This window comes from Halovivax cerinus (assembly GCF_024498195.1).
In the GTDB taxonomy this organism is placed as follows: domain Archaea; phylum Halobacteriota; class Halobacteria; order Halobacteriales; family Natrialbaceae; genus Halovivax; species Halovivax cerinus.
In genome coordinates, this window is sequence record NZ_CP101824.1 from 1,541,114 (window position 1) to 1,563,943 (window position 22,830).

Annotated in this window: 18 protein-coding genes; 6 read left to right on the top strand and 12 right to left on the bottom strand. The window is 67.8% G+C overall.

The features are described from left to right. Positions 1 to 165 precede the first annotated feature (165 nt). On the top strand, positions 166 to 1,470 hold the full coding sequence (locus NO366_RS07085; RefSeq protein ID WP_256533628.1) for a DUF7405 family protein: 1,305 nt from the start codon (positions 166 to 168) through the stop codon (positions 1,468 to 1,470). A gap of 100 nt (positions 1,471 to 1,570) precedes the next feature. On the opposite strand, the gene NO366_RS07090 is transcribed toward NO366_RS07085, so the two are convergent. From NO366_RS07090 to NO366_RS07115, 6 genes are all read right to left on the bottom strand, one after another. Continuing rightward, positions 1,571 to 2,452: an aldo/keto reductase gene (locus NO366_RS07090; RefSeq protein ID WP_256533629.1), complete on the bottom strand. Its 882-nt coding sequence runs from the start codon at positions 2,450 to 2,452 to the stop codon at positions 1,571 to 1,573. 79 nt (positions 2,453 to 2,531) lie between these two features. Beyond that, positions 2,532 to 3,389, bottom strand: coding sequence for a CPBP family intramembrane glutamic endopeptidase (locus NO366_RS07095; RefSeq protein ID WP_256533630.1), 858 nt, complete (start codon positions 3,387 to 3,389; stop codon positions 2,532 to 2,534). 152 nt (positions 3,390 to 3,541) lie between these two features. Further along, positions 3,542 to 4,570 (bottom strand): Gfo/Idh/MocA family protein, encoded by a 1,029-nt coding sequence (locus NO366_RS07100; protein WP_256533631.1) that lies wholly within the window; start codon positions 4,568 to 4,570, stop codon positions 3,542 to 3,544. A 71-nt stretch (positions 4,571 to 4,641) separates the two neighbouring features. Next, a complete protein-coding gene (locus NO366_RS07105; protein ID WP_256533632.1) occupies positions 4,642 to 6,279 on the bottom strand; it encodes an ABC transporter permease in 1,638 nt (545 codons plus the stop codon). Next, the gene (locus NO366_RS07110) at positions 6,266 to 7,156 is read right to left on the bottom strand and encodes an ATP-binding cassette domain-containing protein (RefSeq protein WP_256533633.1); all 891 of its coding nucleotides are present in this window, start codon (positions 7,154 to 7,156) and stop codon (positions 6,266 to 6,268) included. Before NO366_RS07110 ends, NO366_RS07105 begins: the two co-directional genes overlap by 14 nt. Before the next feature lie 254 nt (positions 7,157 to 7,410). After that, on the bottom strand, positions 7,411 to 7,908 hold the full coding sequence (locus tag NO366_RS07115; protein WP_256533634.1) for an Lrp/AsnC family transcriptional regulator: 498 nt from the start codon (positions 7,906 to 7,908) through the stop codon (positions 7,411 to 7,413). A 268-nt stretch (positions 7,909 to 8,176) separates the two neighbouring features. On the opposite strand from NO366_RS07115, the gene NO366_RS07120 reads away from it, so the two are divergent. Beyond that, entirely contained in the window at positions 8,177 to 10,354 is a 2,178-nt protein-coding gene (locus NO366_RS07120; protein ID WP_256533635.1) for an amino acid permease, read from the top strand. Between the two features lie 117 nt (positions 10,355 to 10,471). Here the strand turns inward: NO366_RS07120 and NO366_RS07125 are convergent, their stop codons facing one another. Continuing rightward, positions 10,472 to 10,720: a hypothetical protein gene (locus tag NO366_RS07125; protein ID WP_256533636.1), complete on the bottom strand. Its 249-nt coding sequence runs from the start codon at positions 10,718 to 10,720 to the stop codon at positions 10,472 to 10,474. A 453-nt stretch (positions 10,721 to 11,173) separates the two neighbouring features. Between NO366_RS07125 and NO366_RS07130 the strand changes: the two genes are divergently transcribed. Further along, positions 11,174 to 12,274 (top strand): NADH:flavin oxidoreductase/NADH oxidase, encoded by a 1,101-nt coding sequence (locus NO366_RS07130; protein WP_256533637.1) that lies wholly within the window; start codon positions 11,174 to 11,176, stop codon positions 12,272 to 12,274. Between the two features lie 382 nt (positions 12,275 to 12,656). On the opposite strand, the gene NO366_RS07135 is transcribed toward NO366_RS07130, so the two are convergent. Both NO366_RS07135 and NO366_RS07140 read right to left on the bottom strand, forming a co-directional pair. Continuing rightward, on the bottom strand, positions 12,657 to 13,067 hold the full coding sequence (locus NO366_RS07135) for a hypothetical protein (protein ID WP_256533638.1): 411 nt from the start codon (positions 13,065 to 13,067) through the stop codon (positions 12,657 to 12,659). Positions 13,068 to 13,193: 126 nt separating this feature from the next. After that, positions 13,194 to 13,979: a helix-turn-helix transcriptional regulator gene (locus NO366_RS07140; protein ID WP_256533639.1), complete on the bottom strand. Its 786-nt coding sequence runs from the start codon at positions 13,977 to 13,979 to the stop codon at positions 13,194 to 13,196. 158 nt (positions 13,980 to 14,137) lie between these two features. Between NO366_RS07140 and NO366_RS07145 the strand changes: the two genes are divergently transcribed. Next, positions 14,138 to 17,116, top strand: coding sequence for a beta strand repeat-containing protein (locus NO366_RS07145; protein ID WP_256533640.1), 2,979 nt, complete (start codon positions 14,138 to 14,140; stop codon positions 17,114 to 17,116). A 247-nt stretch (positions 17,117 to 17,363) separates the two neighbouring features. On the opposite strand, the gene NO366_RS07150 is transcribed toward NO366_RS07145, so the two are convergent. Continuing rightward, positions 17,364 to 18,884, bottom strand: coding sequence for a carboxypeptidase M32 (locus NO366_RS07150; protein WP_256533641.1), 1,521 nt, complete (start codon positions 18,882 to 18,884; stop codon positions 17,364 to 17,366). A 294-nt stretch (positions 18,885 to 19,178) separates the two neighbouring features. Here NO366_RS07150 and NO366_RS07155 point away from each other — a divergent pair, with 294 nt between their 5' ends. Beyond that, positions 19,179 to 19,796, top strand: coding sequence for a hypothetical protein (locus NO366_RS07155; RefSeq protein WP_256533642.1), 618 nt, complete (start codon positions 19,179 to 19,181; stop codon positions 19,794 to 19,796). A gap of 108 nt (positions 19,797 to 19,904) precedes the next feature. After that, a complete protein-coding gene (locus NO366_RS07160) occupies positions 19,905 to 20,288 on the top strand; it encodes a hypothetical protein (RefSeq protein ID WP_256533643.1) in 384 nt (127 codons plus the stop codon). A gap of 373 nt (positions 20,289 to 20,661) precedes the next feature. Here the strand turns inward: NO366_RS07160 and NO366_RS07165 are convergent, their stop codons facing one another. Both NO366_RS07165 and NO366_RS07170 read right to left on the bottom strand, forming a co-directional pair. Beyond that, positions 20,662 to 22,185 (bottom strand): carboxypeptidase M32, encoded by a 1,524-nt coding sequence (locus NO366_RS07165; RefSeq protein WP_256533644.1) that lies wholly within the window; start codon positions 22,183 to 22,185, stop codon positions 20,662 to 20,664. A 202-nt stretch (positions 22,186 to 22,387) separates the two neighbouring features. Beyond that, positions 22,388 to 22,822 (bottom strand): toxin-antitoxin system TumE family protein, encoded by a 435-nt coding sequence (locus NO366_RS07170; RefSeq protein ID WP_256533645.1) that lies wholly within the window; start codon positions 22,820 to 22,822, stop codon positions 22,388 to 22,390. Positions 22,823 to 22,830 lie beyond the last annotated feature (8 nt).

Below are 22,830 nucleotides of genomic sequence, written 5' to 3' on the forward strand. Positions count from 1 at the left end.
CGCTTCGAATCGGACCGGGGGGCACTGGGTCACCCCTGAACGCCTTCCGCCAATTTTACGTTCGCCAGCCGCCAACGATCGGTTAGATTCGTTCGACGGGACGCCGGGCCGAGCGGCTCTCCGCGCCGGATCGTCCCCGAGCGACCACGCCAGGAACCACGTCAGATGGTCTCTCCCTCACACGACTCCCTCTCGCGCCGCGACGTTACCAGAGCGGCCGTCGCTATCGGCGGGTCGGCGGCGCTCTCGGCCTGCCTCGAACGCGCGGACGAACCGGCCGACGTTCCGCACGGCCCGGAGGACCTCTCGACCCTTCCCGCGCGACAGCACGCCTGGAACGACGCCCTCGCGACGGACGAGTACGGCAATCACCTCGCGCCGCGCCACCGCGTCCTCATTCTGTTCGACTACGCGCGCGACGGAGCGCCGAGCGACGCCGACCGGGAGACGGTCGAGAACGCGTTTCGCACGCTCGAGCGAGCGTACGAACGGAGCCACGACGGACTCCTCTGTACGATGAGTTACTCGCCGTCGTACTTCGCTCGGTTCGACGAATCGCTTCCCGACTCGGTCGATCTGAGAGAACCCGAGGCCCTGGCTCCCTTCGAGGACCCCGAGCTCGACCGCCCCGACGCCGTCGTCCACCTGGCGAGTGACCACGGCTCCGTCGTGCTGGCGGCCGAGGAAGCGTTACGCGGCGAGCTGGACGAACTCAACGGCGTCTCCGTAGACGCGACGTTCGACGGCGTCTTCGAGCGAGTGGATCGACGCACGGGCTTCGTCGGCGAGGGCCTCCCCGCCGAGAACCAGGACGTGTCGGACGTCCCCGATTCGAAACCGGTGCCCGAAGATGCCCCGATGTACATGGGATTCAAGTCCGGCTTCGAGAAGAATCAGGCCAGCGAGGAGCGCGTGACGATCCAGGCGGGCCCATTCGCCGGCGGGACGACCCAGCAACTCTCGCTCCTCCGACTGACCCTCCACCAGTGGTACGAACAGGACACCCGCGACCAGCGCGTCGCCACGATGTTCTGTCCCGCTCACGCCGCCGACGACCGCGTCGAAGGCGCCGGCCACTCCCTCGGGAATTCGAGCGGGCTCGGGAACTGTCCGGCCCACGCCGGCGACGACGCTCGCACGGAGGGCGCGGTCGGTCACGCCCAGAAGGCGGCCCGGGCGCGCGAGGACGACTCGCCGCTGCTCCTCCGCCGGGACTTCGACTCGACCGACGACGATCGAGCCACCCTCCACTTCCTCTCGCTGCAGCGGTCGATCGGGGACTTCGTCGACACGCGCCAGGCGATGAACGGGACCGACCTCGCCGAGACGTCGGCGGTCGGTCAACGGCTGAACAACGGCATCTTGCAGTACGTGACGGTCGAACGGCGGGGCAACTTCTTACTCCCGCCGCGGGCGCTCCGCGCGCTGCCGACGCCGACTCCCGACGCGAACCGGACACGGTCGGACTGAGACAGCCGTCGGCACACCGTGCCATCGTCGGTCCGTCTCCGAACGAGCGCGCTCGAGGACGCGCCGTCGTCGGTCCTGAAACGGCGGTCGTCGACCTCGACTACGCGACGTCGTCCAGTTCCGTCACGTCCTCGTCGGTCAGTTCCAGGTGCGACGCCGCGACGTTCGCCTCCAGGTGATCTACGCTCGACGTGCCCGGAATCGGGAGTGTGACGTCCGAGTGTTCGAGGAGCCAGGCCAGCGCGACCTGGCGCGGCGTCGCGTCGTGTCTCCCCGCAACGGCCGCCAGCGTGTCGGCGACGCCGTCCTCGTCGACGGTGTACATCGGCCCCCAGGGGATGAAGCCGACGTCGTGGTCCTCGCAGGCCTGCAGGACGGCCTCGTCCTCGCGGTAGCCGACGTTGTAGCGGTTCTGCACGGTCGCGATATCGACGATGTCCATGGCGGTCTCGAGCTGGTCGACGGTGACGTTCGAGAGGCCGACGTGGCCGATCTCGCCGTCGTCCTTCAGCTCCGCGAAGGTGTGGACCGACTCGGCGAAGTCGGTATCGGGGTCCGGGCGGTGGTACTGATAGAGGTCGATCCGGTCGGTCCGGAGCCGGTCGAGGCTACACAGCACCTGATTCCGCAGGTAGTCCGGATCGCCGTGGGGGAGCCAATCGCCCTCGCGGTTGCGGAGCAAGCCGGCTTTGGAGGCGACGACCACGTCGCCGGCGTCGGTGGGTCGGTCGTCCGCGCCGTCGCCGAGCACCTCGCCCAGCAGGCGCTCACTCGCGCCGGGACCGTAGGAGTCCGCCGTGTCGACGAAGTCGACGCCGAGTTCGACGGCGCGCCGGACGACGGCTTTCGCCTCGTCTTCGTCCGCCGGCGGGCCGATGATGTCCTCGCCGGTGATGCGCATCGCGCCGAAGCCGAGTCGGCTGACCGTCAGTTCGCCGCCGATATCGAACGTGTCGCTCTCGTTGGTGGGCGCGGAGGCCATACGCGTCGTAGGTCCACCAGGCACTAAGTCGTGTGGACCTGGGCAACGGTGGCGGGTCCGGTGTCTCGGACCGACGGGGTCACGCGAGGAGCAGGCCGCCGACCGACAGCCCGACCAGCACGACGTGGAACGTCGCGTGAGCGACCATCGCGGCTTCGAGGCTCGATCGCCAGTAGAGCCAGCCGAAGCCGAGGCCCGCGACGCCGTTGAGCACGACGGTCCGGACGATCAGCACGGCCGTCGGCTCCGCGATGGTGGCGAGCGCCGGCAGGTGGCCGACGCCGAAGAGCACCGCAGAGGCGACGATGGCCGCCCACGCCGACGAACGTGCGAGTCTCCCGTGTTCGGTCCCCTCGCGGACACCGCCGAACCGGACGCGGCCGGCGTGGATGGCCCACGCGAAGACGGTCAACAGTCCCCACCGGAGCAGGAGTTCCTCCGTGATCCCGCCGTACAGGAGCCGGACCGGGAGGCTGGCGAGCAGTCCGGAGACCGTCGCTACCTCCGGCAGCACCGTGACCGATTCGAGGTCTGTGGCGACCAGGGGCGCGAACGCCACGTCGAGCGCCACGATGGCGACGTACGTCGCCACACCGACCGCCACTGCTACGCCCAGTTCGGACCGGAGAGCGCCCAGAACTGGCGGTCCACCGCGAACGCGCGCGTCGACGTGCGACCGGAGGCCGACTCGGGGCGCGAGCAGGACGCCGACGCCGACGGCGACCGTGAGCAGGATCGTCGGCTGGAGCATCACCAGCGCCGCGACCGCGGGCCCGGACAGCTGCGGGAGGCCGGGAACCCCTCCCTCGCCGGTCGCAACCGAGACGCCGACCGCGACCACGCCGAGCATGCCCAGCGCGAACAGTGCGCCGAATCGCGTCGGGAACGACCCAGTCGTCGGGGCCGTTCTCTCGAGTTCGTCCCGAGTCTGACTCATACGTACTGCGTACGCTCCGCTGCGGGATATACTCACTCGTCCGTACAGGTAGGGGTGGAGGCTCGACCGGCTGACTGACGACCGGCCGTCGCGACGACGGACGGGTTCCGAACACCAATCCGGCCGATGCGTGGGACGGAGCCGACGCCCTCTCAGGCGGTGTCGACCCCGAGAACCTGGTCGACGACGGCCTGCACGCGCGTCGCCTCGGCGACGGAGACGAGGTCGCCGTCGCCGCCGTCGAGTGCGGCCACGAATTCGTCGATCAGCGCGAGGGTCGTCTCGCCCGGATCCTCGGTGAGGACACGCTCGTCTTCCTCGCCGGGGTCGGCGACGAGCCGGCGCCACGCCCGCAGCGACAGGGACCCCTCGGTCCCCTCGACGGTGATGGCGTTCTCCTCGCTCCCGGCGCAGTCACAGAGGAGGTCGATCGTTCCGTGAACCGGTTCGTCGACGGTGATAGCGCCACCACCGTCGGCGCCGACGGCGGTGTCCTCGCCGTCGGGATCGGCGCTCGCGACGCCCCCGCCGGCACGGAACGTGCCCACGATGGACTCCTCGTACGTCTCCGGGCCCGTGTATCGCACGTCCGCCGTCACGTCGCCGATATCGCCGAACAGTTCCTGCGTCCCGAAGACGAAGTGACTCCCGACCTCCCGCATCGGGCCGCCCTGGTCCCGGTCGGCGAGCCAGTCGACGTCCTGCCACTCCCGGGGCCACCGCGGGAAGCGAAACCGGAGGGCGACTCGTTTCGGCGCGCCGATCTCGCCGGCCGCGATCCGTTCGCGCATGTCCACGAACCCTGGCGTGTAGCGAAACGGGAGGTTGATCGCGGTCGTCCGCCCACTCTCGCGTGCGAGTTCAGTAAGTTCGCGACCGACTGCGGCGGTCTCCGCGATCGGTTTCTCGCAGATGACGTGCTTGTTCGCACCCAGCGCGGTTCGAACGACGGCAGCGTGGTGCTTCGGCGGGACGCCGATGTAGACGATGTCGACCGCATCGATGGCGACGAGGTCGTCGACGTCGGTGACCGCCTCGCAGCCGTACTCCGCCGCCATCGACGCGGCCTTCGAGGCCACGCGGTCGCAGACGACCCGAATCTCTGTTCGCTCGTGTTCGTCGAACGCGGCCGCGAGACGCGACCCGATGACGCCGCAGCCGACGATGCCGACCTGGTACATGCAGGCGCAGTCGTGCGCCCGTCGCAAGAATGTGCGGATACCGGGCGAGCGGGCGTGCAGGCGACCAGAACCTACGAGAGTCGGTGTCTGTGCACCATCGCGCCCAGGAACAGGGTGAGTCCGACGACGCCGAAGGCGAGCGGCGTCGCGGTCCCGACGGTTTCCCCAGTCGCGCCCGCGAAATCCAGCATCGGGACGCCGTTGAGCGGGCCGACGTACCAGCACAGGAGGTAGCTCAGTTCGAACGCCCGCCGCGTCCCCGTCCAGCTCCCGAGACATTGCGCGAGCGACGGGACGAAGCAGACGAACCCGGCGAGGACGATGAGTCCGCCGAACCCCGAGTCCAGGACCGTCGGCCAGTACACGACGCCGAGAAACGACCCCGCGACGATCGCGCCGGCGATCCACTCGGCGAGAAGCTGGCGTTGCGGTCGTGGTGCCGAGACGACGAGGGGGACGATCCGGTGGTGGATGGGGCGATAGCCCATCGGCGACCAGACGAACAGCGGCCACATGGCAGCGATTGCCACGGTTACGCCGGTCGTACCGGCGCCGTTCAGGCCGACGACGGCGATAACCCCGGCGCCGGCGTACCACCACCACGGGTGACCGCGCAGCAACAGACGGAGTTCCTGGACGAGGAGTCGCCCGAACCCGCTTCGGTCGCGGTCCGTGACCGGGCGTAACGAAACCGCTGCGGGATCCGGTGTGTCGGGTTCCGGCACCGACCCGTCGCCGAAAATCACGGCGAGGAATTCGGTTAGTCGGTCGAACCGGCTCCGCTGCGACGGAGCCCCGGTCCGCGAAAATCGCTCGTAGGGGATCGTCGCGAACAGCACCAGCGCGAGACCCACGAGCCCGAACCCGAACCGGTTGAGGACGAACCACGGCGGCCACGCCCCGCCGTCCCAGCGGTACCGTACGGTCTCGCCGGTACTCGTTCCGGTGCCGTAGTTCGCGACCGGCGGGCCGTCGTATCCCGGCGCAACGTCCAACAACGCTGCGAACGTCATCTCCCCGGCCGCGAATACCCCGATTGAATCGGCCAACCGGAGCCAGATCGAAGGTCGGCCGGCCGACGGATCGGTCCCCACGGCGAGGACTGCCGTGAGCAGGGTCATCGCGCCGAAGAAATACGCGATGGTACCGAACGTCCCGCGCGAGAAGGAACTCGACTGGAACAGCACGGTCACGCCGGAGACGAAGCAGCCGATCGGGACGCCGATTGCGACGACGCCGCCCAGGATCCAGACTGGATTCGTCGGGCCGCTCCCGTGTACGACGTGATTGATCAGGGCCGCGAACCCGAGCGTCGCGAGTAGCACCGCACTCATTCCGACGTGGCTGAGCCACTTCCCGAGCAGGTACGAGCGATCACGTATCGGCGTGCTCGCGACGAGTTCGTCGACGCCGCTCGTCCGGTCGCGTTCGATCGACCCACCGAGGACCGAGTACCCGAAGAACAGGAGGACGGTCGCCGCCGTCACGCCGGTCGTGAGTCCGACGTACGCGGACGTCGGCTCGCCACGGTAATTGACAATCTCTCCGGCGACGGTGTCCTGGTACAGTAGTTCGAACGCGCCGACGTTGAGCTGGTACCCGACGAAGGCGAAGATCGCCAGGACGAACAGCAGTCGCCGCGATCGGATTCGCTGCAGGAAGTCGGCCCGAGCGACGGCGGTCGCGTGCGACACGCTAACGGGAATCATCGAATCTATCACCCTCCCGGTCGATTCGGTTGAGATACGCGTCTTCGAGCGTCGGGACTACCGGTTCGGCGTCGGGAGCGGGACGATCGTCCGCTATAACGCGCATCCTGACGCCGTCCGTCCGTTGAACGGTTCCCGAGACCTGGTACTGCGCGCGGACCGAATCGACCTCAGACTGCGGGACGAGGACCTCGAAGACGTTCCCCTCGGCCGCCTCGATCAGCGATTCGGGCGTCGTGTGATCGAGCAACTCGCCGTCGCTGAGGAGTGCGACGGTGTTCGCCGTCGCCTCGACGTCCGGGACGATGTGGGTCGACAGAAGTACGACCCGGTCTCGGGCGACTTCCGTGAGGAGATTCCTGACTTGCACGCGCTTTTCCGGGTCGAGACCGACTGTCGGCTCGTCGACGACGAGGAGTTCGGGATCGTTCACCAGCGCCTGGACGATTCCGACGCTCCGGCACATGCCGCCGGAGAACGTTCGGAGCTTTCGGTCCCGATCGTCTTGCAACCCCGCCACCGCGAGGAGGTCGTCGATGCGATCGGCGGCCGTCTCGCCGTCGACGCCGCGCAATGCGGCGATATACTGGAGGAACTCTACCGCGGTCAGATCGGGGTACACGCCGAAATCCTGGGGCAGGTACCCAAGCACGCGTCGGACCGTGACCGGATCGTCGGTCACGTCCGTTCCGTTCCAGACGAACGATCCCTCGGAGGGCTCCGACACGGTCGCGATGATCCGCAGAAGCGTCGACTTTCCGGCCCCGTTCGGGCCGAGGAGTCCGTGGATACCGGTGTCCAGCTCGAGGTCGACGTCCCGGACGCCCCAGACCCCATCCGCGTACCGTTTGCCGATCGCCTTCAGAGAAAGGGTCATGTTTCCGATAACTTCTCTCGGTTCTTTTAACGATTGCGAACGCTCGCGGAGCCGGGTACGGTCTTCGAACGGCGCGTCACCCGTCGGCGGTGTCGCCGAGTGACTGGCTCAGGGTCCCGACCGAAGGCCACCATAGCCCCTGGGTGGCGCCCGAGTCTCTTCACTTGCGGGCTCACAGCCGCGTGTTCCTCGGAGGAGTGGTGACTCCGGGTCGCCGTTCGGACGCGGCGGCAGTCGCCGCCGATATCGGGTCGTTACTCTTCGGGCGATTCGTCGGTCGCCGCCTCCCAATCGTCGACGAACCCGCGGAACGGACAGACGTACTCGTCGCGGATCAGCTGTTCGTCGACGACGGTGAGGCCGAGCGCGTCGAGTTCCTTGCCGATCCGATTCAAGTCGTCGTGGTCGGTCCCGATGGCGTTGACGTAGACGTTGCGTTCGCCGGTCATGATGTCGCGGACCGCCGTCACGCCTCGAATGTTCCGCGCTTCCTTCGCGAGTTCGTCGCGCTCCGGTACCGGTGCGGTACAGATGATCTTGGTGTACAGCGGGTAGCCGGCGAGATCGTAGTCGATGTCGATGTGGTAGCCCCGGATGATCCCGCTCTCTTCTAGCGCGTTGAGTCGGGTGCGAACGGTGCTCGACGACAGTCCGAGCGTCGCCGCGATGTCCGTCGAGGACGTCCCCCGGGCGTCCTGCTGGAGGTGGTAGAGGATGCGCTTGTCCACGGCGTCCAGTTCGCCATCCTTCATCGGTCGTCGATTCTGCCCCGTGGGTGTTTATACTCTCGGTCCGCGCCCATCCCGCCGGGACGCGCCGCGCCCGCCTAAACGATGACGGAAGTTGAAAATTATGTCCTCTGTATCGACACTCCGTCAATTAAATCGCCTAGTTTATTAGCATCCGTCACCAACTGCCGGTGATTCCTGCCGTGAGACCGGAGACGCCGACGACGGACGACGCGAGCCCCGCGCTTCCGAACGGAACGGCCGCGTTCGAAGCGGCGATCGCGGAGGTCGTATGAAGGAACTCGAACGCGACCTCGGCCTCCCGTCGGTGCTGGCGATCAGCATCGGCGCGATGATCGGCAGCGGCATCTTCATCCTGCCAGCGCTCGCCCTGGAGACCGCGGGGCCGGCGGTCATCCTCGCCTACGCGCTCTCGGGTCTGCTCGTCGTGCCGGCTGCCCTCTCGAAGTCCGAGATGGCGACCGCGATGCCCGAAGCCGGCGGCACCTACATCTACATCGAGCGTGGGATGGGGCCGCTGCTGGGCACGATCGCCGGCGTCGGAACGTGGTTCTCCCTGACGTTCAAGGGGGCACTCGCGCTCGTCGGCGGTGTTCCGTACCTGCTCCTGTATCTCGAACTGCCGATGAAGCTGGTCGCACTGGCGCTCGCGACGGTGTTGATACTGATCAACCTCCTCGGTGCGAAGCAGACGGGTCGACTGCAGGTGGTGATCGTCGTCGTCATGCTGGCCGCGCTGGGCTGGTTCGCCGCGTTCAGCGCGCCCAGCGTCCAGTCGGCCAACTACGCGAACTTCTTCGACGACGGGATCGGCGGGATCCTGGCGGCGACCGGGCTGGTGTTCGTCTCCTACGCGGGCGTCACGAAGGTCGCGAGCGTCGCCGAAGAGGTCGAGAATCCGGGTCGGAACATTCCGCTCGGCATCCTCGGCTCGCTCGCGTTTACCACGATCCTCTACGTCGTCATCGTGGCGGTCCTGGTCGGCGTCACCGATCCGGGGAGCGTCGCCGGCTCCCTGACGCCGGTGGCCGTCGCAGCGAGGGAGACGCTTGGGGGGGTCGGCGAAATCGTCGTCGTCATCGCGGCCATGCTCGCGCTCGTCTCGACGGCCAACGCGGGTATCCTCTCGTCGTCGCGATACCCGTTCGCCATGAGTCGCGACCAGTTGGCGCCACCGACGTTCTCGTCGGTGAGCGATCGGTTCGGGACCCCCGTCGCCTCGATCACGCTCACCGGCGCGGTGCTATTAGTGCTCATCGCGGTCGTCCCCCTCCAGAACATCGCGAAACTCGCGAGCGCGTTCCAGATCCTCGTCTTCGCGCTGATCAACGTGGCCGTGATCGCGTTCCGCGAGGGCGAGGGGGCGTACGACCCCGAGTTCCGGTCGCCGCTGTATCCGTGGGTGCAGGTCTTCGGCGCGGTCTCGGGACTCGTCCTATTGACACAGATGGGCCGGGACGCCTTCCTCGGGGCCGTCCTCATCATTGTCGGGAGCGTGGCCTGGTACGCCTACTACGCCCGATCGCGCGTCGACCGCGAGGGCGCGGCGACGGACGCGGTTCGCCGGCGTGTCGGCCAGGAAGCGCTCATGGAGACCGAATCAGCGGTGAACGAGACGCCGCGGGAGGTCCTCGTCTCGCTCACGAAAGGGCTCGACGCGGACCGGGAACGGTCGCTCGTCGCCATCGCGGCCGACCTCGTTCGTGCGGACGACGGCCGCGTCGTCGTCGCGCGGTTCGAGGAGGTGCCCGACCAGGTTCCGCTGACCGACGAGGTGACGGTGCAGTCCGCCGCGGACCGCTCGTTCGAGTCACGGATGGACGACCTCTCGGCGGACCTGGACGTCGCGATCGAGGCCGACGAGATCGTCAGCCACGACACGAAACACGCGGTCGTCAACCTCGCCGCGGACCGGGGCGTGGACGCGATCGTCGCCGAACACGAACCGCTGCGGCTTCGCTCTCGACTTCTCGGCGATCCGGTCGACTGGATCGTTCGCCACGCTCCCTGCAACGTCGTCCTCGTCGACAATCTCGGCTACGACGATCCGGATCGCGTCGGCCTCGCCGGCGATCGCGGGCCGTTCCCGCCACTCGCAGTGACCGTCGCCGAGTCCATCGCCGGCGAGAACCGCGGTGCCGTCTCGCTCTGGCAACCCACCGATCGCGACGGGACGGAACAGTACGAGCGGACGATCGAGGACTACCAGGCGGAGCTTTCGGAGTTGCTCTCCGTGCCGGTTCGTGCCGAGCCCATCGGTGCCGACACGCTCCAGTCGTCGGCCCCCGACGTGGTAATCCGTCGCGGCACCGACGACACGCTCGCCTCGCAGGTGTTAGACGACAGTCCGACCGTTCCCCACCCCGGTTGTACGACGATCTCGGTCTATCCGCACGCGTCGCGCCGGCCGCGGTTTACGCGCCGACTACTGGAGCGCCTCACCTTCTGACCGACGACGTTCCGATCGCCGTTTTCGACGACCGATGGTGCCGGCCGATGGCGTTCCGAGCGACTGGCGAGGTCCGAGCGACGACTCTCCTCGCACGACGCCGTCGACGAGCCGCGGTCACTCGGACGCTCCGGCTCGCAGATCGCCCAGCGAGTAGATGATCACGCCGACGATGACGACGTAGAGCGCGACGAGCAACAGCGCCGCGGCGCTCGCTTCCGTCGGCGGGAGGAAGTCGTAGAGCCAGTCTGTGGCGAGCCAGACCAGCCAGCCGCCGGCGACGATGACGCCGGCCAGGCCGAAGACCAGGATGATCGCGCCGATCGCCGCGATGCCGCGTCTGAGTACGTCGAGTACGTCTACCATGTTTTCTCACGCCGGGGCCGTCGCCGACCCCGCGGCGCCCGACCCAGCTAGGGGAGTCACCGAAATGGGCACGGTCCCGGCGGATGCAGGTCGTAGAATTGTGGTCCTCCACTCGACGCCGCGTTCGGCCGTCGGGCGATCGCGGAGACGAGCTGAAAGGCGAAGGCCGATCCCGAGCTAGCAGCGTCGGGAACCCGATCGAGAGCGGAGGGGTGACGGGTACCGAACACACCAGCTGTAAGAACACACCTGCTCTAAGAACACACCTTCAAACACACCTGCTCTAAGAACATACACCTGCTCTAAGAACCCACTCCCGCTGTACGGTTCGTACACACGCGGCCGGTTCCAACTGGCCGATCGAAACGAAGCTGGTCGATCGAAACGAAGACAGACCCGGTGAATATCACCGCTGCCCGGACCCCGATAGCCGCGCGTATGGTATCCAGGATGATGACTGACGATGCCTTCTCGTCGCTCGAGATACGGGACACGACGGTTCGAAATCGGTTCGCCATGTCTCCGATGTGTCAGTATTCCGTCGACGCTCGCGACGGTCTCGCGACCGACTGGCACCGCGTTCATCTCGGCTCTCGCGCCGTGGGCGGCGCCGGTATCGTGCTGACAGAGGCCACCGCCGTCGAGGAACGCGGCCGTATCACGCCCGAAGATCTCGGCGTTTGGAGCGACGACCATCGCGACGTACTCGCCCCTATCGCCGAATTCGTCGCATCTCAGGGCGCGACGCCAGGAATCCAGCTCGCCCACGCCGGTCGAAAGGCGTCGAAGACGCGACCGTGGGAGGGAAGCGAGCCCCTCCAGCCCGTCGATGGCGGCTGGGAAACGGTCGCGCCGAGCGCCGTTCCGTACCCGTACGACGACGAATCCCCCGTGACGACGCGGTTGGACGGAGACGGGATCGCCGACGTGGTCGACTCGTTTCGGGCGGGGGCGCGCCGCGCTCGGGAGGCCGGCTTCGAGATCGCCGAAGTCCACGCCGCGCACGGCTATCTCCTCCACGAGTTCCTCTCTCCGGTCACGAACCGCCGCGAGGACGAGTACGGCGGCAGCTTCGAGAATCGCACCCGAATCCTCCGGGAAGTCACCGAGGCCGTTCGCGACGAGATGGGCGACGAGCGCCCCGTTTTCGTTCGGATCTCTGCGACCGACTGGCTCGACGACCGTCGCTCCTGGGACGTCGAGCAATCCGTTCGGCTCGCGGACGACCTCTCCGACGCCGGTGCCGACCTCATCGACGTCTCTTCGGGTGGTATTCACCCGGATCAGGCCATTGAGTGGGTCGGCCCGAACTATCAGCTCCGGTTCGCCGAACGTATTCGGAACGAGTGCGAGACCGACGTGAAGATCGGCACCGTCGGTGGGATCAGGGCCGCCGAACAGGCCGACGCAATTATTCGCAACGACCGCGCGGACCTCGCCATCGTCGGCCGACGGTTCCTCTCTGATCCCTACTTCCCGCTGCACGCTGCCGTCGAACTCGGCCGCGAGGACGCCGTCGACGTCCCCGTCCAGTACCAACGCGGGTTCGAGTGAACGGTAGCGTTCGTATCGACTCCACCAAACATCTCGCGCGACCCTCGACGGGAGATCAGCGCACACGGAGCCGGACTCGTCCTCGCCCGGCGCTCACGAGCGTGTCCACCTCGTCTCGATCCGGTTCGTTCCGTCACCTCGCCCACTCGACGGACAGTCGTGGTCGACGACCCGCTCGTGACGCCGTTCAGTTCGATCGCGGTTTCGTCGGTCGGACCCTGTCGTGAGACGATGCGTCCGATTCCGGGTGCGTCCATCGAGGACGCCTGGAATCCGGAACGTGCCGGCCGAACGCTAGAGCGGTCGGGCCAGCGCGACCGGCCGTGGCCGCGGTGGACGGCCGATTCGGACCCCGTTGTGCCGGGCCTCTCTTCTCGCCGTGCTACTCGTCGACCGGCGTCGCCCCGTCGCTAATCTCGATGACGGTCCCTTCCGCCGTCGCGTCGTCGCGACCCAGCACTCCGTCGAGGCTGCGCTCGGCCTCGCGGTTGACCGCGTAGGCGAACTGGAACGCGCGCTCGACGCCGCCACCGACGTCGGGGCCGGGCAGTCGGTCTCGCGAATAGTCCGCCATGCTGTACGCGCCTTCGGGGTGAAGGTACTGCAGCGGGTGATCGGTCGGTACTTCGCGGAGGTCGACGTCGATCGACCACAGGAGCGCCAGCGCCTGCAGGGCGTAGCCGTTGGGCTTCGGCGCCCGCCGGCTGGCCGCGGTGAGGGCCGTGGTGACCACCGTCGTCTTCGCGTCGGTGTCGTAGTATACGCCGGGAACGCCCGGAACTGAAAGTCGCATACGGGAGCAAGCGGGGCTGGCCGAAAGGGTTCGGTCCTGGCAGGTGCCGGCGTGGTAATCGAGTCCGGTCGTTGGGGGGAATCCGGCCGGACGTGCCTGGCGGACGACCCCCGACGATCCGTTCGGTCACGCGATCGCGTCGACGGTTGCGGCCGTGACCGCGGTTGCCTCCTGGCGGTACCGGTGGTAGAGCCCCTCTGCCCACTCCAGGGCCGCCCGGTCGTCCGTCGCCGCCGTCACGACGGGGAGCGTCGTCTCCTCGTCGAATCCCGAGAGGATCACGGTCTCGTCGAAGAGACTCATCGTGAACGGCAGCTCGGGGTGCGAGTAGAGCGTGGCGGTGTCGCCGCCGGCGATCGACTCGAACGCCTCCTCGTTCGCGTTTCGGTCGGCCTGTAGTGCGAGCGGGGTACAGATCACTTCCATGTTGATGCCCGCCTCGACGTTCCGTGTTCCCTGACGGGTGACGGCCTGCGGGCACCCGGTGACGACGAACCCGCGGAAGCGGTCGGTCGACGCGAAGTACTCCAGCCAGTGCTCGATCGGTCGGTTCGGATTCGACGGCGAGGCGACCGAGACGTCGGCGTCTGCGAACAGGTCCACGTGTCGCGTGAGTTCGGGCGCCGAGACCGTCTGGAGAAGTGGTTCGAGCCGTTCGGCGGCCGCGACGGAGCGCTCGAACCGATCGACGGCGTCGGCGACGGCGCCCCCGGCTCCGGTCGTTCGGTACCCGTCGTGCGTGCGTTCGAGCAGGTTTCGCTCGGCGAGGGCGGTCGTCCAGCGGTAGGCAGTCGCCCGCGAGACGTCGAGTTCCGCCTGCAGCGTCGCCCGATCGGCCGTCGTCCCGCGGGCCGCCTCGAGTAACGCGGCCTGGTTCAGCAATCGGCCCCGGTCGTCGTCGTGCTGGTTCATGCCCTCCAGTCACGTATAAAAACACTAAGTGTTTCGGTGCGTCCTCGTCGCGGTTCGCCGGTTGATCGGATCGAGGCGGCCCCTCGGGGCGAATCTCACGCCGTGAAACATCGTTTCGTCCAGTGACTATACGCCGACGAGAACCGAACGGCGAGGCGATGGACGACGGACTGGGTATCTCGAGGGAGGGGTGGCTGCGACTCGCGGTCCGGGTAGTGGCGCTGGTCGCACTCGTGGCGATCTGCGGGCCCGGATTCGCCGGTGTGATGGCCGACGGGGCGACGAATCAGGCGACGATCGAGGGGATGACCGGGAACGGCACGAGCGACGACCCCTACGTGATCACGAACGCCACGCAGTTGCAGGCGATGGAGGAGGACCTCGGCGCTCACTACGAACTGGGCAACGACATCGACGCCTCGAACACCACAGAATGGAACGACGGGAAGGGCTTCGAGCCGGTCGGCAACGAGTCCGACCCCATCGACGGCAACGCCGGATTAGACGGTCGCGGGCACACGATAGACGGGCTGACGATCGACCGGCCCGACGAGGACAACGTCGGCCTCATCGGGTACACCAGTGGAACGACGTCCGAAATCGAGATCAGCAACGTCACGGTGACGAACGCGACCGTCGTCGGTAACGACCGCGTCGGGATCCTCGCCGGATACCCGTACTTTGGTCCGGACATCTCGAACGTCCACGTGCAGGGATCCGTCACCGGAACCGACTACGTCGGCGGCGTGGTCGGCCAGATGTACGTCGGGGACCTGACTGACGTGTCGGTGAACACCACCGTGACGGGCAGGAACGACGTCGGCGGTCTCGGCGGGTTCGTCAGGACGGACGGGCAGGACATCTCCGTCGAGAGCACCGTCGACGGGAAGAATCGCGTCGGCGGCGTTTTCGGGACGACCGAGAATCCAACGTCGAACGTTTCGGTGACGACCGACGTCACCGGGACCAGCGACGTCGGCGGGCTCGCGGGCTTCACGTCACGGTCGTACGACCAGACGCGGAACGCCTCGGCCAGTGGTACCGTCACCGGGACCACGAACGTCGGCGGGCTGGTCGGTCAGACCACGGTCACGGACGTCGTGGATTCCTCCGCCAGTGCCACCGTCCACGGCGGGCAGAACGTCGGCGGACTCGTCGGCAACGTCAGTGACGCCGATCGGGACGGGGCACTCCGGGCGACGGTCCGAAACTCGACGGCGACCGGCGACGTGCACGGTGAGCAGTACGTCGGCGGGCTCGTCGGCGTGATCAACGGTGGCGACTACTTCGGCGGCGAACTGAGCCACGGACTGGTCACCGACAGTTCCGCGACCGGCGACGTCTATGCAGCCAACGAGCACTACGATGGGGACGAATACGTCGGTGGACTCGTCGGGATCATGCGCGACAGCCCCGACGGCGACGCCTCGCCCCACGTTCAGGACTCCTGGGCGAGCGGTACGATCGCCGGCGACGGAACACAGCCGGTCATGGCCGGCGGGCTCGTCGGCTCGGTCGACACTGGCACCGTCGCCCGCTCTTCGGCGGTCGGCGACGTCGACGGCAATATCGAGGTGGGCGGACTGGTCGGCAACAACTCCGGGACGATCACCACGTCGAGGGCCAGCGGCCACGTCGACGGGAACGAAATCGTGGGCGGACTCGTTCCGGTAAACACGGGGACGGGAACCGTCGAGCACTCGTCGTCGACGGCACGGGTCGATGGTGGCCCCCAATGGGATACCGGCGGGGTCGTCGGGTTGAACTTCGGCGGCGAGGTGACCGACTCCTGGGCGGCTGGTTCAGTGTCCGGTGGCGGCGATCTTGGAGGCGTGGTAGGAGACGACCGAGGAACGGTCACCGACTCCTACTGGGACGTCAACGTGACCGGCCAGTCCGGCGGCGTCGACGGCGATCCCAACTACCCCGGCGTGACCGGACTCGCGACCGCCGAGATGACCGGTCCAGCCGCCGAAGGCAATATGACCGACCTCGAGTTCCCGGGGACGTGGGAGACGACCAACCGCTACCCACACCTCGCGTGGCAACCGGCCTTCGACGTCGTCGTCGAGGACGCCGACACGTCCATCACCGCCGGTGAGACCATCACCGTGACCGTCACGGTCACCAACACCGGCGAGATGGCCGACGGACAGGAAGTCTGGCTCACCGACACCGGCTTCGAGGATCGGGAACGGGACTCGACGACGGTCGCGCTCGAACCCGTCGAGTCGACGACGGTGACGCTCGAGTGGGCGACCGACGCCGGCGACGTGGGCGACGGCGCCGTCACGGTCTCGACGCCGGACGACGAGGCGACCGAGACCGTGACCGTCGACGATCCGGCGCCGGCACCGGGGCCGCTGCCACCGCCCGCCCCCGCCGATGCGCCGTCGCTGGTCCTCGGAGGCCACGCCGGGCCGATCACGGTCGTTCCTGGAGAGACCGCGACCGCGTCGACGACGGTCGGGAACGACGGTGGCCGGAGCGCCACGGGGGCCGTCCGCCTGGTCGTCGATTCCGAGGACGTGGACGCGAACCGTCGCGACGCGTTCGAAGACGCGTACTCGCTCGCCGACGAGGGGTTCGTCCTCGCGAACGAGACCGTCTCCCTCGACGCCGGCGAGGAAACGACCGTCGCTCTCTCGATCGACGCCGTCGACGGTTTGCCACCCGGAACGTACGAGTACGCGATCCGAACCGCCGACGACGCGTCGAGCGGTACGCTCCGCGTTCGCGAGGCGTCCGAACCCGACTGGGACCTCTCGGTCGAGACTCGCCCTGCAGACGGGGATTCCCGGGCGGCGATCGAGGCGACCGTCACGAACGTCGGCGACGCCGAGGGCTCGGTCGTCGTCGCCTTCGACGCCGGCGAGGCCTCCGACGAGGAATCGATCACCCTCGCCCCCGGCGATTCGACGACCGTCGCGTTCGACGGGCTGGACGCCTCGGCGGCCCCCGAGATCGAGTGGGTCGTGACCGTCGGCGACGCCAGCGAATCCGGAACGCTCACCGCGGAGGACCTCTCGACCGCCGCGCGAGGCGACGGGGACGGCGTCCCCGGGTTCGGACCGATCGCGACCCTCGTCGCCCTCGCGGCGGCCGTCTCGGTCACCCGTCGGCGTCTCCGGGGGTGACGCCCGGGCGAACGTCTCTCGTCTCCGCGACCGCTTCGGCCGGGATCCTCGCCGGTGTCGTATCGTCGCGCTGACTACGGACTCGGGAGCGACGGAGGTGGCCGGAGGGCGGTGAACGGATCGTGAGGACCGTCGCGCGGCGCGTCTGGAGGTGGAGAGAACCGCCGAGGCGGCGGTCTAGCACCTTATTCGTCCTGATTCCCACGCCGGCGCGCGCCGAAGTACTCGGTTCCGCGACGAGCGTCGATCAGAGGTCGTACAGTTCGGTGAACTTCTCGTCGACGTAGTCGAGGAAGTACTCGGCGGTCAGGGGCTCGCCGGTGGCCACTTCGATCAGCTCGTCCGTCGGGTAGCGCTGGCCGTGGCGGTGGACGTGCTCGCCCATCCACTCGCGGATCGGGTCGAACTCACCCTCGCGGACGAGCCCGTCGACGTCCAGATCCTCGCGCACGGCGGCGTTCAACTGGGCGGCGAGGACGCTGCCGATCGTATAGCCGTGGAACGACGCGAGCCCCATCGACCAGTGGATATCCTGGAGACAGCCCTCGGCGTCGGTCTCGGGGCGGACGCCCAGGTACTCCTCCATCTTGTCGTTCCAGACTTCGGGGACGTCCTCGACGTCGAGCTCACCGCGGACGAGGGCGCTGTCGATCTCACAGCGGAGGATGATGTGCATGTGGTAGGTGAGCTCGTCGGCCTCGACGCGGATGAGGTTCTCCGGGTGGATGCGGTTGACCGCGGCGTAGGCCTCGTCGGCGGTCAACTCGGAGAGCGACGGGAAGTGTTCTGTGACCGTGGGGAGGAACAGCTCCCAGAAGGGCTTCGTCCGCCCGACGTGGTTCTCCCAGAAGCGCGACTGGGACTCGTGAATCCCCGACCGCGACTCGCCGAGCGGCGTTCCGTAGGCATCCTGCGGTAACCCGAGCTGGTAGGAGGCGTGCCCGAACTCGTGGATGGCGGCCGTCAGGCCGGCGAGCGGGTTCGACTCGTCGTACCGCGTCGTGACGCGGGCGTCGAACTGCGTGCTGGCGTGAAACGGGTGCGGCGCGGTGTCGAGACGGCCGCGATCCCAGTCGAACCCCAGCGTGGTGAGCACCTCACGACAGAGGTCGTCCTGTGTCGCTTCGTCGTACGTCCCCGCCGGGATTTCCGGGAGCTCGCGGCCGTCGGTCCGAATACGCTCGATCAGCGGGACGAGGTGTTCGCGCAACTCGTCGAAGATGTCTTCGACGCGATCGAGCGCCAGGTAGTGCTGGCTGTCCTCGTACTGGACCTCGTACGGGTCGCGGTCGGGGTCGATTGCGGCCGAGCGCTCGCGTTCGAGTTCGACGAGGCCATCGAGTCGCGGGGCGAAGGCGTCGTAGTCGTCTGCGGCTTTCGCCGCTTCCCAGATGCCGCGACTCTCCGTTCGATACGCGGACAGGTCCGACGCGAGATCGTTCGGGACGGTCGCCGTGCGGTCGTACTCGCGGCGTATCTCCCGGACGACCGCACGCTGGTCCTCGTCGAGTGTCGCCTCGCCGTTCGCCTCTGCCTCCTCGATGCGTTCGATGAGGTCGCCCGTCTCTGCTGCCGCCAGGACGTCGTTTCCGGCCGCCGAGACGGCTCCGAACTGGTCCGCGCGCGCCGGTGCGCCTCCCGCCGGCATCGTCACCTGCTGGTCCCACTCCAGCAGCCGTTCGACGTGCCGGAGGTTGCTGTATCGTTCGTACCGCTCGAGTAACGCGTCGTACGCGGCGGTGCGCTCGCGATCGGCGGACTCAGCCATGTAGTCGCTCCGGTGTGCGCGTCGCCCTCAAGGTTGGGGTACCGGCGACTCGCTCCCATCCGAAACCGGTCTATTTCGAGGGAGACCGCTCGGTCACGTTCGCGGGCCCGACTACCGCGTCCCGGACCCAGATCGCCGTCGAAAGGCCAGCTTGAACGGGTCGCACCCGGCGCAGTCTGGTTCCTTTCCCGACTCCGACGGTCGATACCGAGTCGCCGAACGGGTACGTATCGCCGCCCCTGAAGCTCTTGAACCATGAAAACTATTTTGGCTCCGTTCGTCCACTGATCGCGTATGATTGGGGGGCCGGGGGCCCGACGGGCTGGGGGGTCCGTCGAGCGGGAGCGACTGGAACGTGCGCTGCGGGAGTGGGAGTACGGGACGTCGCCGACGGCGGCGGCGTCACTGGCGACGTACCTCGCGGATCGATTTCCCGACGCGACGGTCGACCGGCCGACCGGCGGCGCCGACGCGGACGTCGTGATCGACGACGTGGCGATCCTCTTCGCGAAGTCGTTCGGTCGCCGGTTCCGGACCGCGTTTCACGTCCTGCGAGAGCGCTACGGTGGGGTGTTCTGTTACTCGATCAGCGCCCACACCGACGACCCGACGGAGTGGCGGGCGTTCGTCCGCCGCTACGGAGCCGACGACGTCCGCTTCGTCCGCCGGACGCTCCCCGAGCCGTCCGAACCGGGACTCGCCGGCCCGGCCGCCGTCGCGGCCGTCCCGCTCGTGATGGCCGCGATCACGATCGTCCTCGCCGCGTCGACCGGTCTCCTCTCTGCGGGGGCGACGCCGATCGCGGGGAAAGCCGGGCTCGTCCTCGCGGTCGTCGGCCTCGGCGCGCTGGCGACGTCGCTCGGACTCTTCGAGATCCTTCGGCGTCGCCAGGGCCCGCTCCAGGCCGCCTGATTTCGTCGAAGTGGCGCCCCGCAGTCGTCCGAACCCGGCCGACATCGGCCACAACCTTCTTTCCCGAACTTCCACAATCGGGAGCCAGACCGTCCGGTCTAGACCCCCATGACGACCTGGCTCGACGCGACGCCCCGCTACGACGAGTACTGGGACTGGGCAGCGATCGTCCTGTTTCTGTTTCTCACCCTCGACCTCCTCCTCTCGGTTTTCGCCGCCGGGACGGTCGGCTTCGCCTACGAACGAAACCCGCTCATGGCGTGGCTCTTCGGCCAGTCGGTCTGGCTGGTCGTAGGCGGTCACGTCTCCGTGCTCGTCGTTCTCGCGGGCTTCTTCCACGCGCTGTTCGCGATCGTTCGCGAGCTGCCCCAGGCGTATCGGGGTCCGGTCGCTCTCGCCGTCGAGATCTTCCTCGGCGTGTTACTCGCGGCTGGTTTCTTCCTGTTCGCGAACAACGTGGCCGTGATCGTCCTCGGCGAGGGACTGTTGTAGCCGACGCTATCGCGGTGACACGGACTGCGTCGGGCCACCAGGCCACTTCGCGTCGGCTCGCGCCCAGGCAATCCCCGTCAGCGCGCCGACCGGACCGACACGGGTCGCGACGACGAAGACACTGGCAGCCGTCGAACCGGCCGTCCCGTGTCCACGACGGCGCTCGCCAGTGCGACACTCACCGCGTACCCGGTGGCGAGGTATGCGACGCCGACGAGAGCGGTTCGTGTTCGAGCCCGATAGCGGCGGAACCGACGCGGGGAGCCGGCCAATGACACTCGCCCCGACTCCGGTACCTGCCGGTGACTCCGGTTGGGCCCGTCGTGTACACGAACGCGGAGCGGCCGCGAGAACGGATCGACCGGGCCCGCCGTCAGAACGCCTCGAGGTCGTACAGGCGACCGTACTTCTCGGTCGCGTAGTCGATGAAGTAGTCGGCCGTGTAGCCCTCGCCGGTGGCTTCCTCGACGAGGTCGGGTGTCGTGTACGTCGCGCCGTGGCGGTGGATGTTCTCGCGGAGCCAGCCGTTCAGCTCGTCGAATTTGCCCTCGCGAACCTGGGCGTCGACGTCGCCGACGTCGTCCTCGGCGGCGGCGTACAGCTGTGCGGCGAGCACGGAGCCGAGCGAGTACGTCGGGAAGTAGCCGAACGAGCCGTGGCTCCAGTGGATGTCCTGGAGACAGCCCTCGGCGTCGGTCTCGGGGCGGACGCCCAGGTACTCCTCGTACTTGTCGTTCCAGACCTCGGGGACGTCTTCGACGGCGAGGTCGCCCGAGATGAGCTCGCGCTCGATCTCGAAGCGGACGATGATGTGCATGTGGTAGGTCAGTTCGTCCGCCTCGGTCCGGATGAGGTTGTCGTCGTAGACCTGGTTGGCGGCCTCGTAGGCGTCGCGCGGGGAGACGTCGGAGAGCGCCGGGAACCGGTCGGCCGCGGTCGGGAGGAAGTGCTCCCAGAACGCCGCCGAGCGGCCGACGTGGTTCTCCCAGAGTCGGGACTGGGACTCGTGGACGGTGAGGTCGCGCGACTCGCCGAGCGGCGTGCCGTACTCCTCGTCCGGCAGGCCGAGGGTGTAGTTGGCGTGCCCGAACTCGTGGACGGTCGAGGTGATCGAACCCAGCAGGTCTTCCTCGTCGAAGCGCGTCGTGACGCGGGCGTCGAACTGCGTCCCGGTCGAGAACGGATGCGGTGCGGTGTCGAGTCGGCCGCGATCCCAGTCGTATCCCAGCGCGTCGAGGACGTCACGGGAGAGTTCCTCCTGCGTATCGGCGTCGAACTCCCCGTCGAACGCGCCGCCCAGTTCGACGTCGCTCTCGGCGACGGCCTCGATCAGCGGAACGAGTTCGTCGCGCAGCCGTTCGAGGACGCGCTCGGCCGTCTCCAGGTCGAGGTAGGGTTCGTACTCCGCGAAGAGCACGGCGTACGGGTCGGCGTCGGGGTCGATGTGTTCGGCGTACTCGCGTTTTTGCTCGATGAGTGTCTCGAGCGTCGGCGCGAACGTCTCGAAGTCGTCTTCCTCCTTCGCCTCCATCCAGACGGGATGGGCGTTGGCCGTCGTCTCGGAGATTGCCTCGACGAGTTCGGTCGGGACGCTCGTCGCCCGGTCGTACTTCCGGCGGATCTCGCGGACGACCGCCGACTGTCCCTGGTCGAGGTCGGCGTCCTCGAGTTCGTCCAGTAGCTCCCCCATCTCCGGGTCGGTCAGTTCCTCGTGGGAGATCGACGAGAGCGTCGAGAGTTGCTTCGCCCGCGCCTGTGTCCCGCCTTCGGGCATCACGACCTCCTGGTCCCACCGGAGCACGCCCGCTCCGGCGGTGATGTTCGTGAGTCGTTCGACACGCGATTCGAGCTCCGCGTAGGCGTCCGCGACGGACGTCGCCGCCTGTTCCGGTGCCATTGGTTGCACTTCTGTGCGGACCGACATCAACATCGTGGTATCGGATGGTGGGGCCGCTAGATCCCTCCGGCTGAGGTGCTGCCCTTCTTCGGCCTGAAGGCCGCTACCTTCTCGGCTGGGGGCCGCTAGATTCACGCTGTGGCTGGGCCTTTCTGCGGTCGAAGACGGGCGTCCCACGATTGGTGCGGCTGACTCCTCGCTCTCACTCGTTCCAGAGTTCTGTGAGTCGTGTTTCGACGTCTCCGAGGACGAAGCGCAGGACGTCGCGGTAATCGACCGGCCACGAGGCATCGTCACCGGGGGTGCTCGCTCCCGGTGGCGGGTGGAAGTGATCCCGGGAATTGTGGGAATTCGGATGGCGGTCCCACCGGCAGTCCCAGGTACGATCCTCGTGGGACTCTCGATAGTGCACGGAGAAGTCGTCGTTCGTGTCCCACCGAACGGACAGGGTCGCCTCGGTGACGGAGGCAGGGTAGTACGACGCAGAGAGGGTTACGTGGAGTTCGAGGTGTCCACTCGCGTCCGAGACGACCGCCTCAGCGACCTGCGCCGTCGCTTGCAGGTGCGTCTGGAGCGATTCCAGAATCGGCCGATCGATGGGTGCGGGGCTTGCCCCATCACCTGTTGGCGGTGCCATCGACGCGG

Coding starts and splice junctions, on each gene's coding strand:
- NO366_RS07170 (WP_256533645.1), bottom strand. CDS start 22,822: ATGGCACCGCCAACAGGTGATGGGGCAAGCCCCGCACCCATCGATCGG.
- NO366_RS07085 (WP_256533628.1), top strand. CDS start 166: ATGGTCTCTCCCTCACACGACTCCCTCTCGCGCCGCGACGTTACCAGA.
- NO366_RS07160 (WP_256533643.1), top strand. CDS start 19,905: ATGACGACCTGGCTCGACGCGACGCCCCGCTACGACGAGTACTGGGAC.
- NO366_RS07125 (WP_256533636.1), bottom strand. CDS start 10,720: ATGGTAGACGTACTCGACGTACTCAGACGCGGCATCGCGGCGATCGGC.
- NO366_RS07090 (WP_256533629.1), bottom strand. CDS start 2,452: ATGGCCTCCGCGCCCACCAACGAGAGCGACACGTTCGATATCGGCGGC.
- NO366_RS07110 (WP_256533633.1), bottom strand. CDS start 7,156: ATGACCCTTTCTCTGAAGGCGATCGGCAAACGGTACGCGGATGGGGTC.
- NO366_RS07145 (WP_256533640.1), top strand. CDS start 14,138: ATGGACGACGGACTGGGTATCTCGAGGGAGGGGTGGCTGCGACTCGCG.
- NO366_RS07155 (WP_256533642.1), top strand. CDS start 19,179: ATGATTGGGGGGCCGGGGGCCCGACGGGCTGGGGGGTCCGTCGAGCGG.
- NO366_RS07165 (WP_256533644.1), bottom strand. CDS start 22,185: ATGGCACCGGAACAGGCGGCGACGTCCGTCGCGGACGCCTACGCGGAG.
- NO366_RS07095 (WP_256533630.1), bottom strand. CDS start 3,389: ATGAGTCAGACTCGGGACGAACTCGAGAGAACGGCCCCGACGACTGGG.
- NO366_RS07115 (WP_256533634.1), bottom strand. CDS start 7,908: ATGAAGGATGGCGAACTGGACGCCGTGGACAAGCGCATCCTCTACCAC.
- NO366_RS07130 (WP_256533637.1), top strand. CDS start 11,174: ATGACTGACGATGCCTTCTCGTCGCTCGAGATACGGGACACGACGGTT.
- NO366_RS07135 (WP_256533638.1), bottom strand. CDS start 13,067: ATGCGACTTTCAGTTCCGGGCGTTCCCGGCGTATACTACGACACCGAC.
- NO366_RS07120 (WP_256533635.1), top strand. CDS start 8,177: ATGAAGGAACTCGAACGCGACCTCGGCCTCCCGTCGGTGCTGGCGATC.
- NO366_RS07140 (WP_256533639.1), bottom strand. CDS start 13,979: ATGAACCAGCACGACGACGACCGGGGCCGATTGCTGAACCAGGCCGCG.
- NO366_RS07105 (WP_256533632.1), bottom strand. CDS start 6,279: ATGATTCCCGTTAGCGTGTCGCACGCGACCGCCGTCGCTCGGGCCGAC.
- NO366_RS07150 (WP_256533641.1), bottom strand. CDS start 18,884: ATGGCTGAGTCCGCCGATCGCGAGCGCACCGCCGCGTACGACGCGTTA.
- NO366_RS07100 (WP_256533631.1), bottom strand. CDS start 4,570: ATGTACCAGGTCGGCATCGTCGGCTGCGGCGTCATCGGGTCGCGTCTC.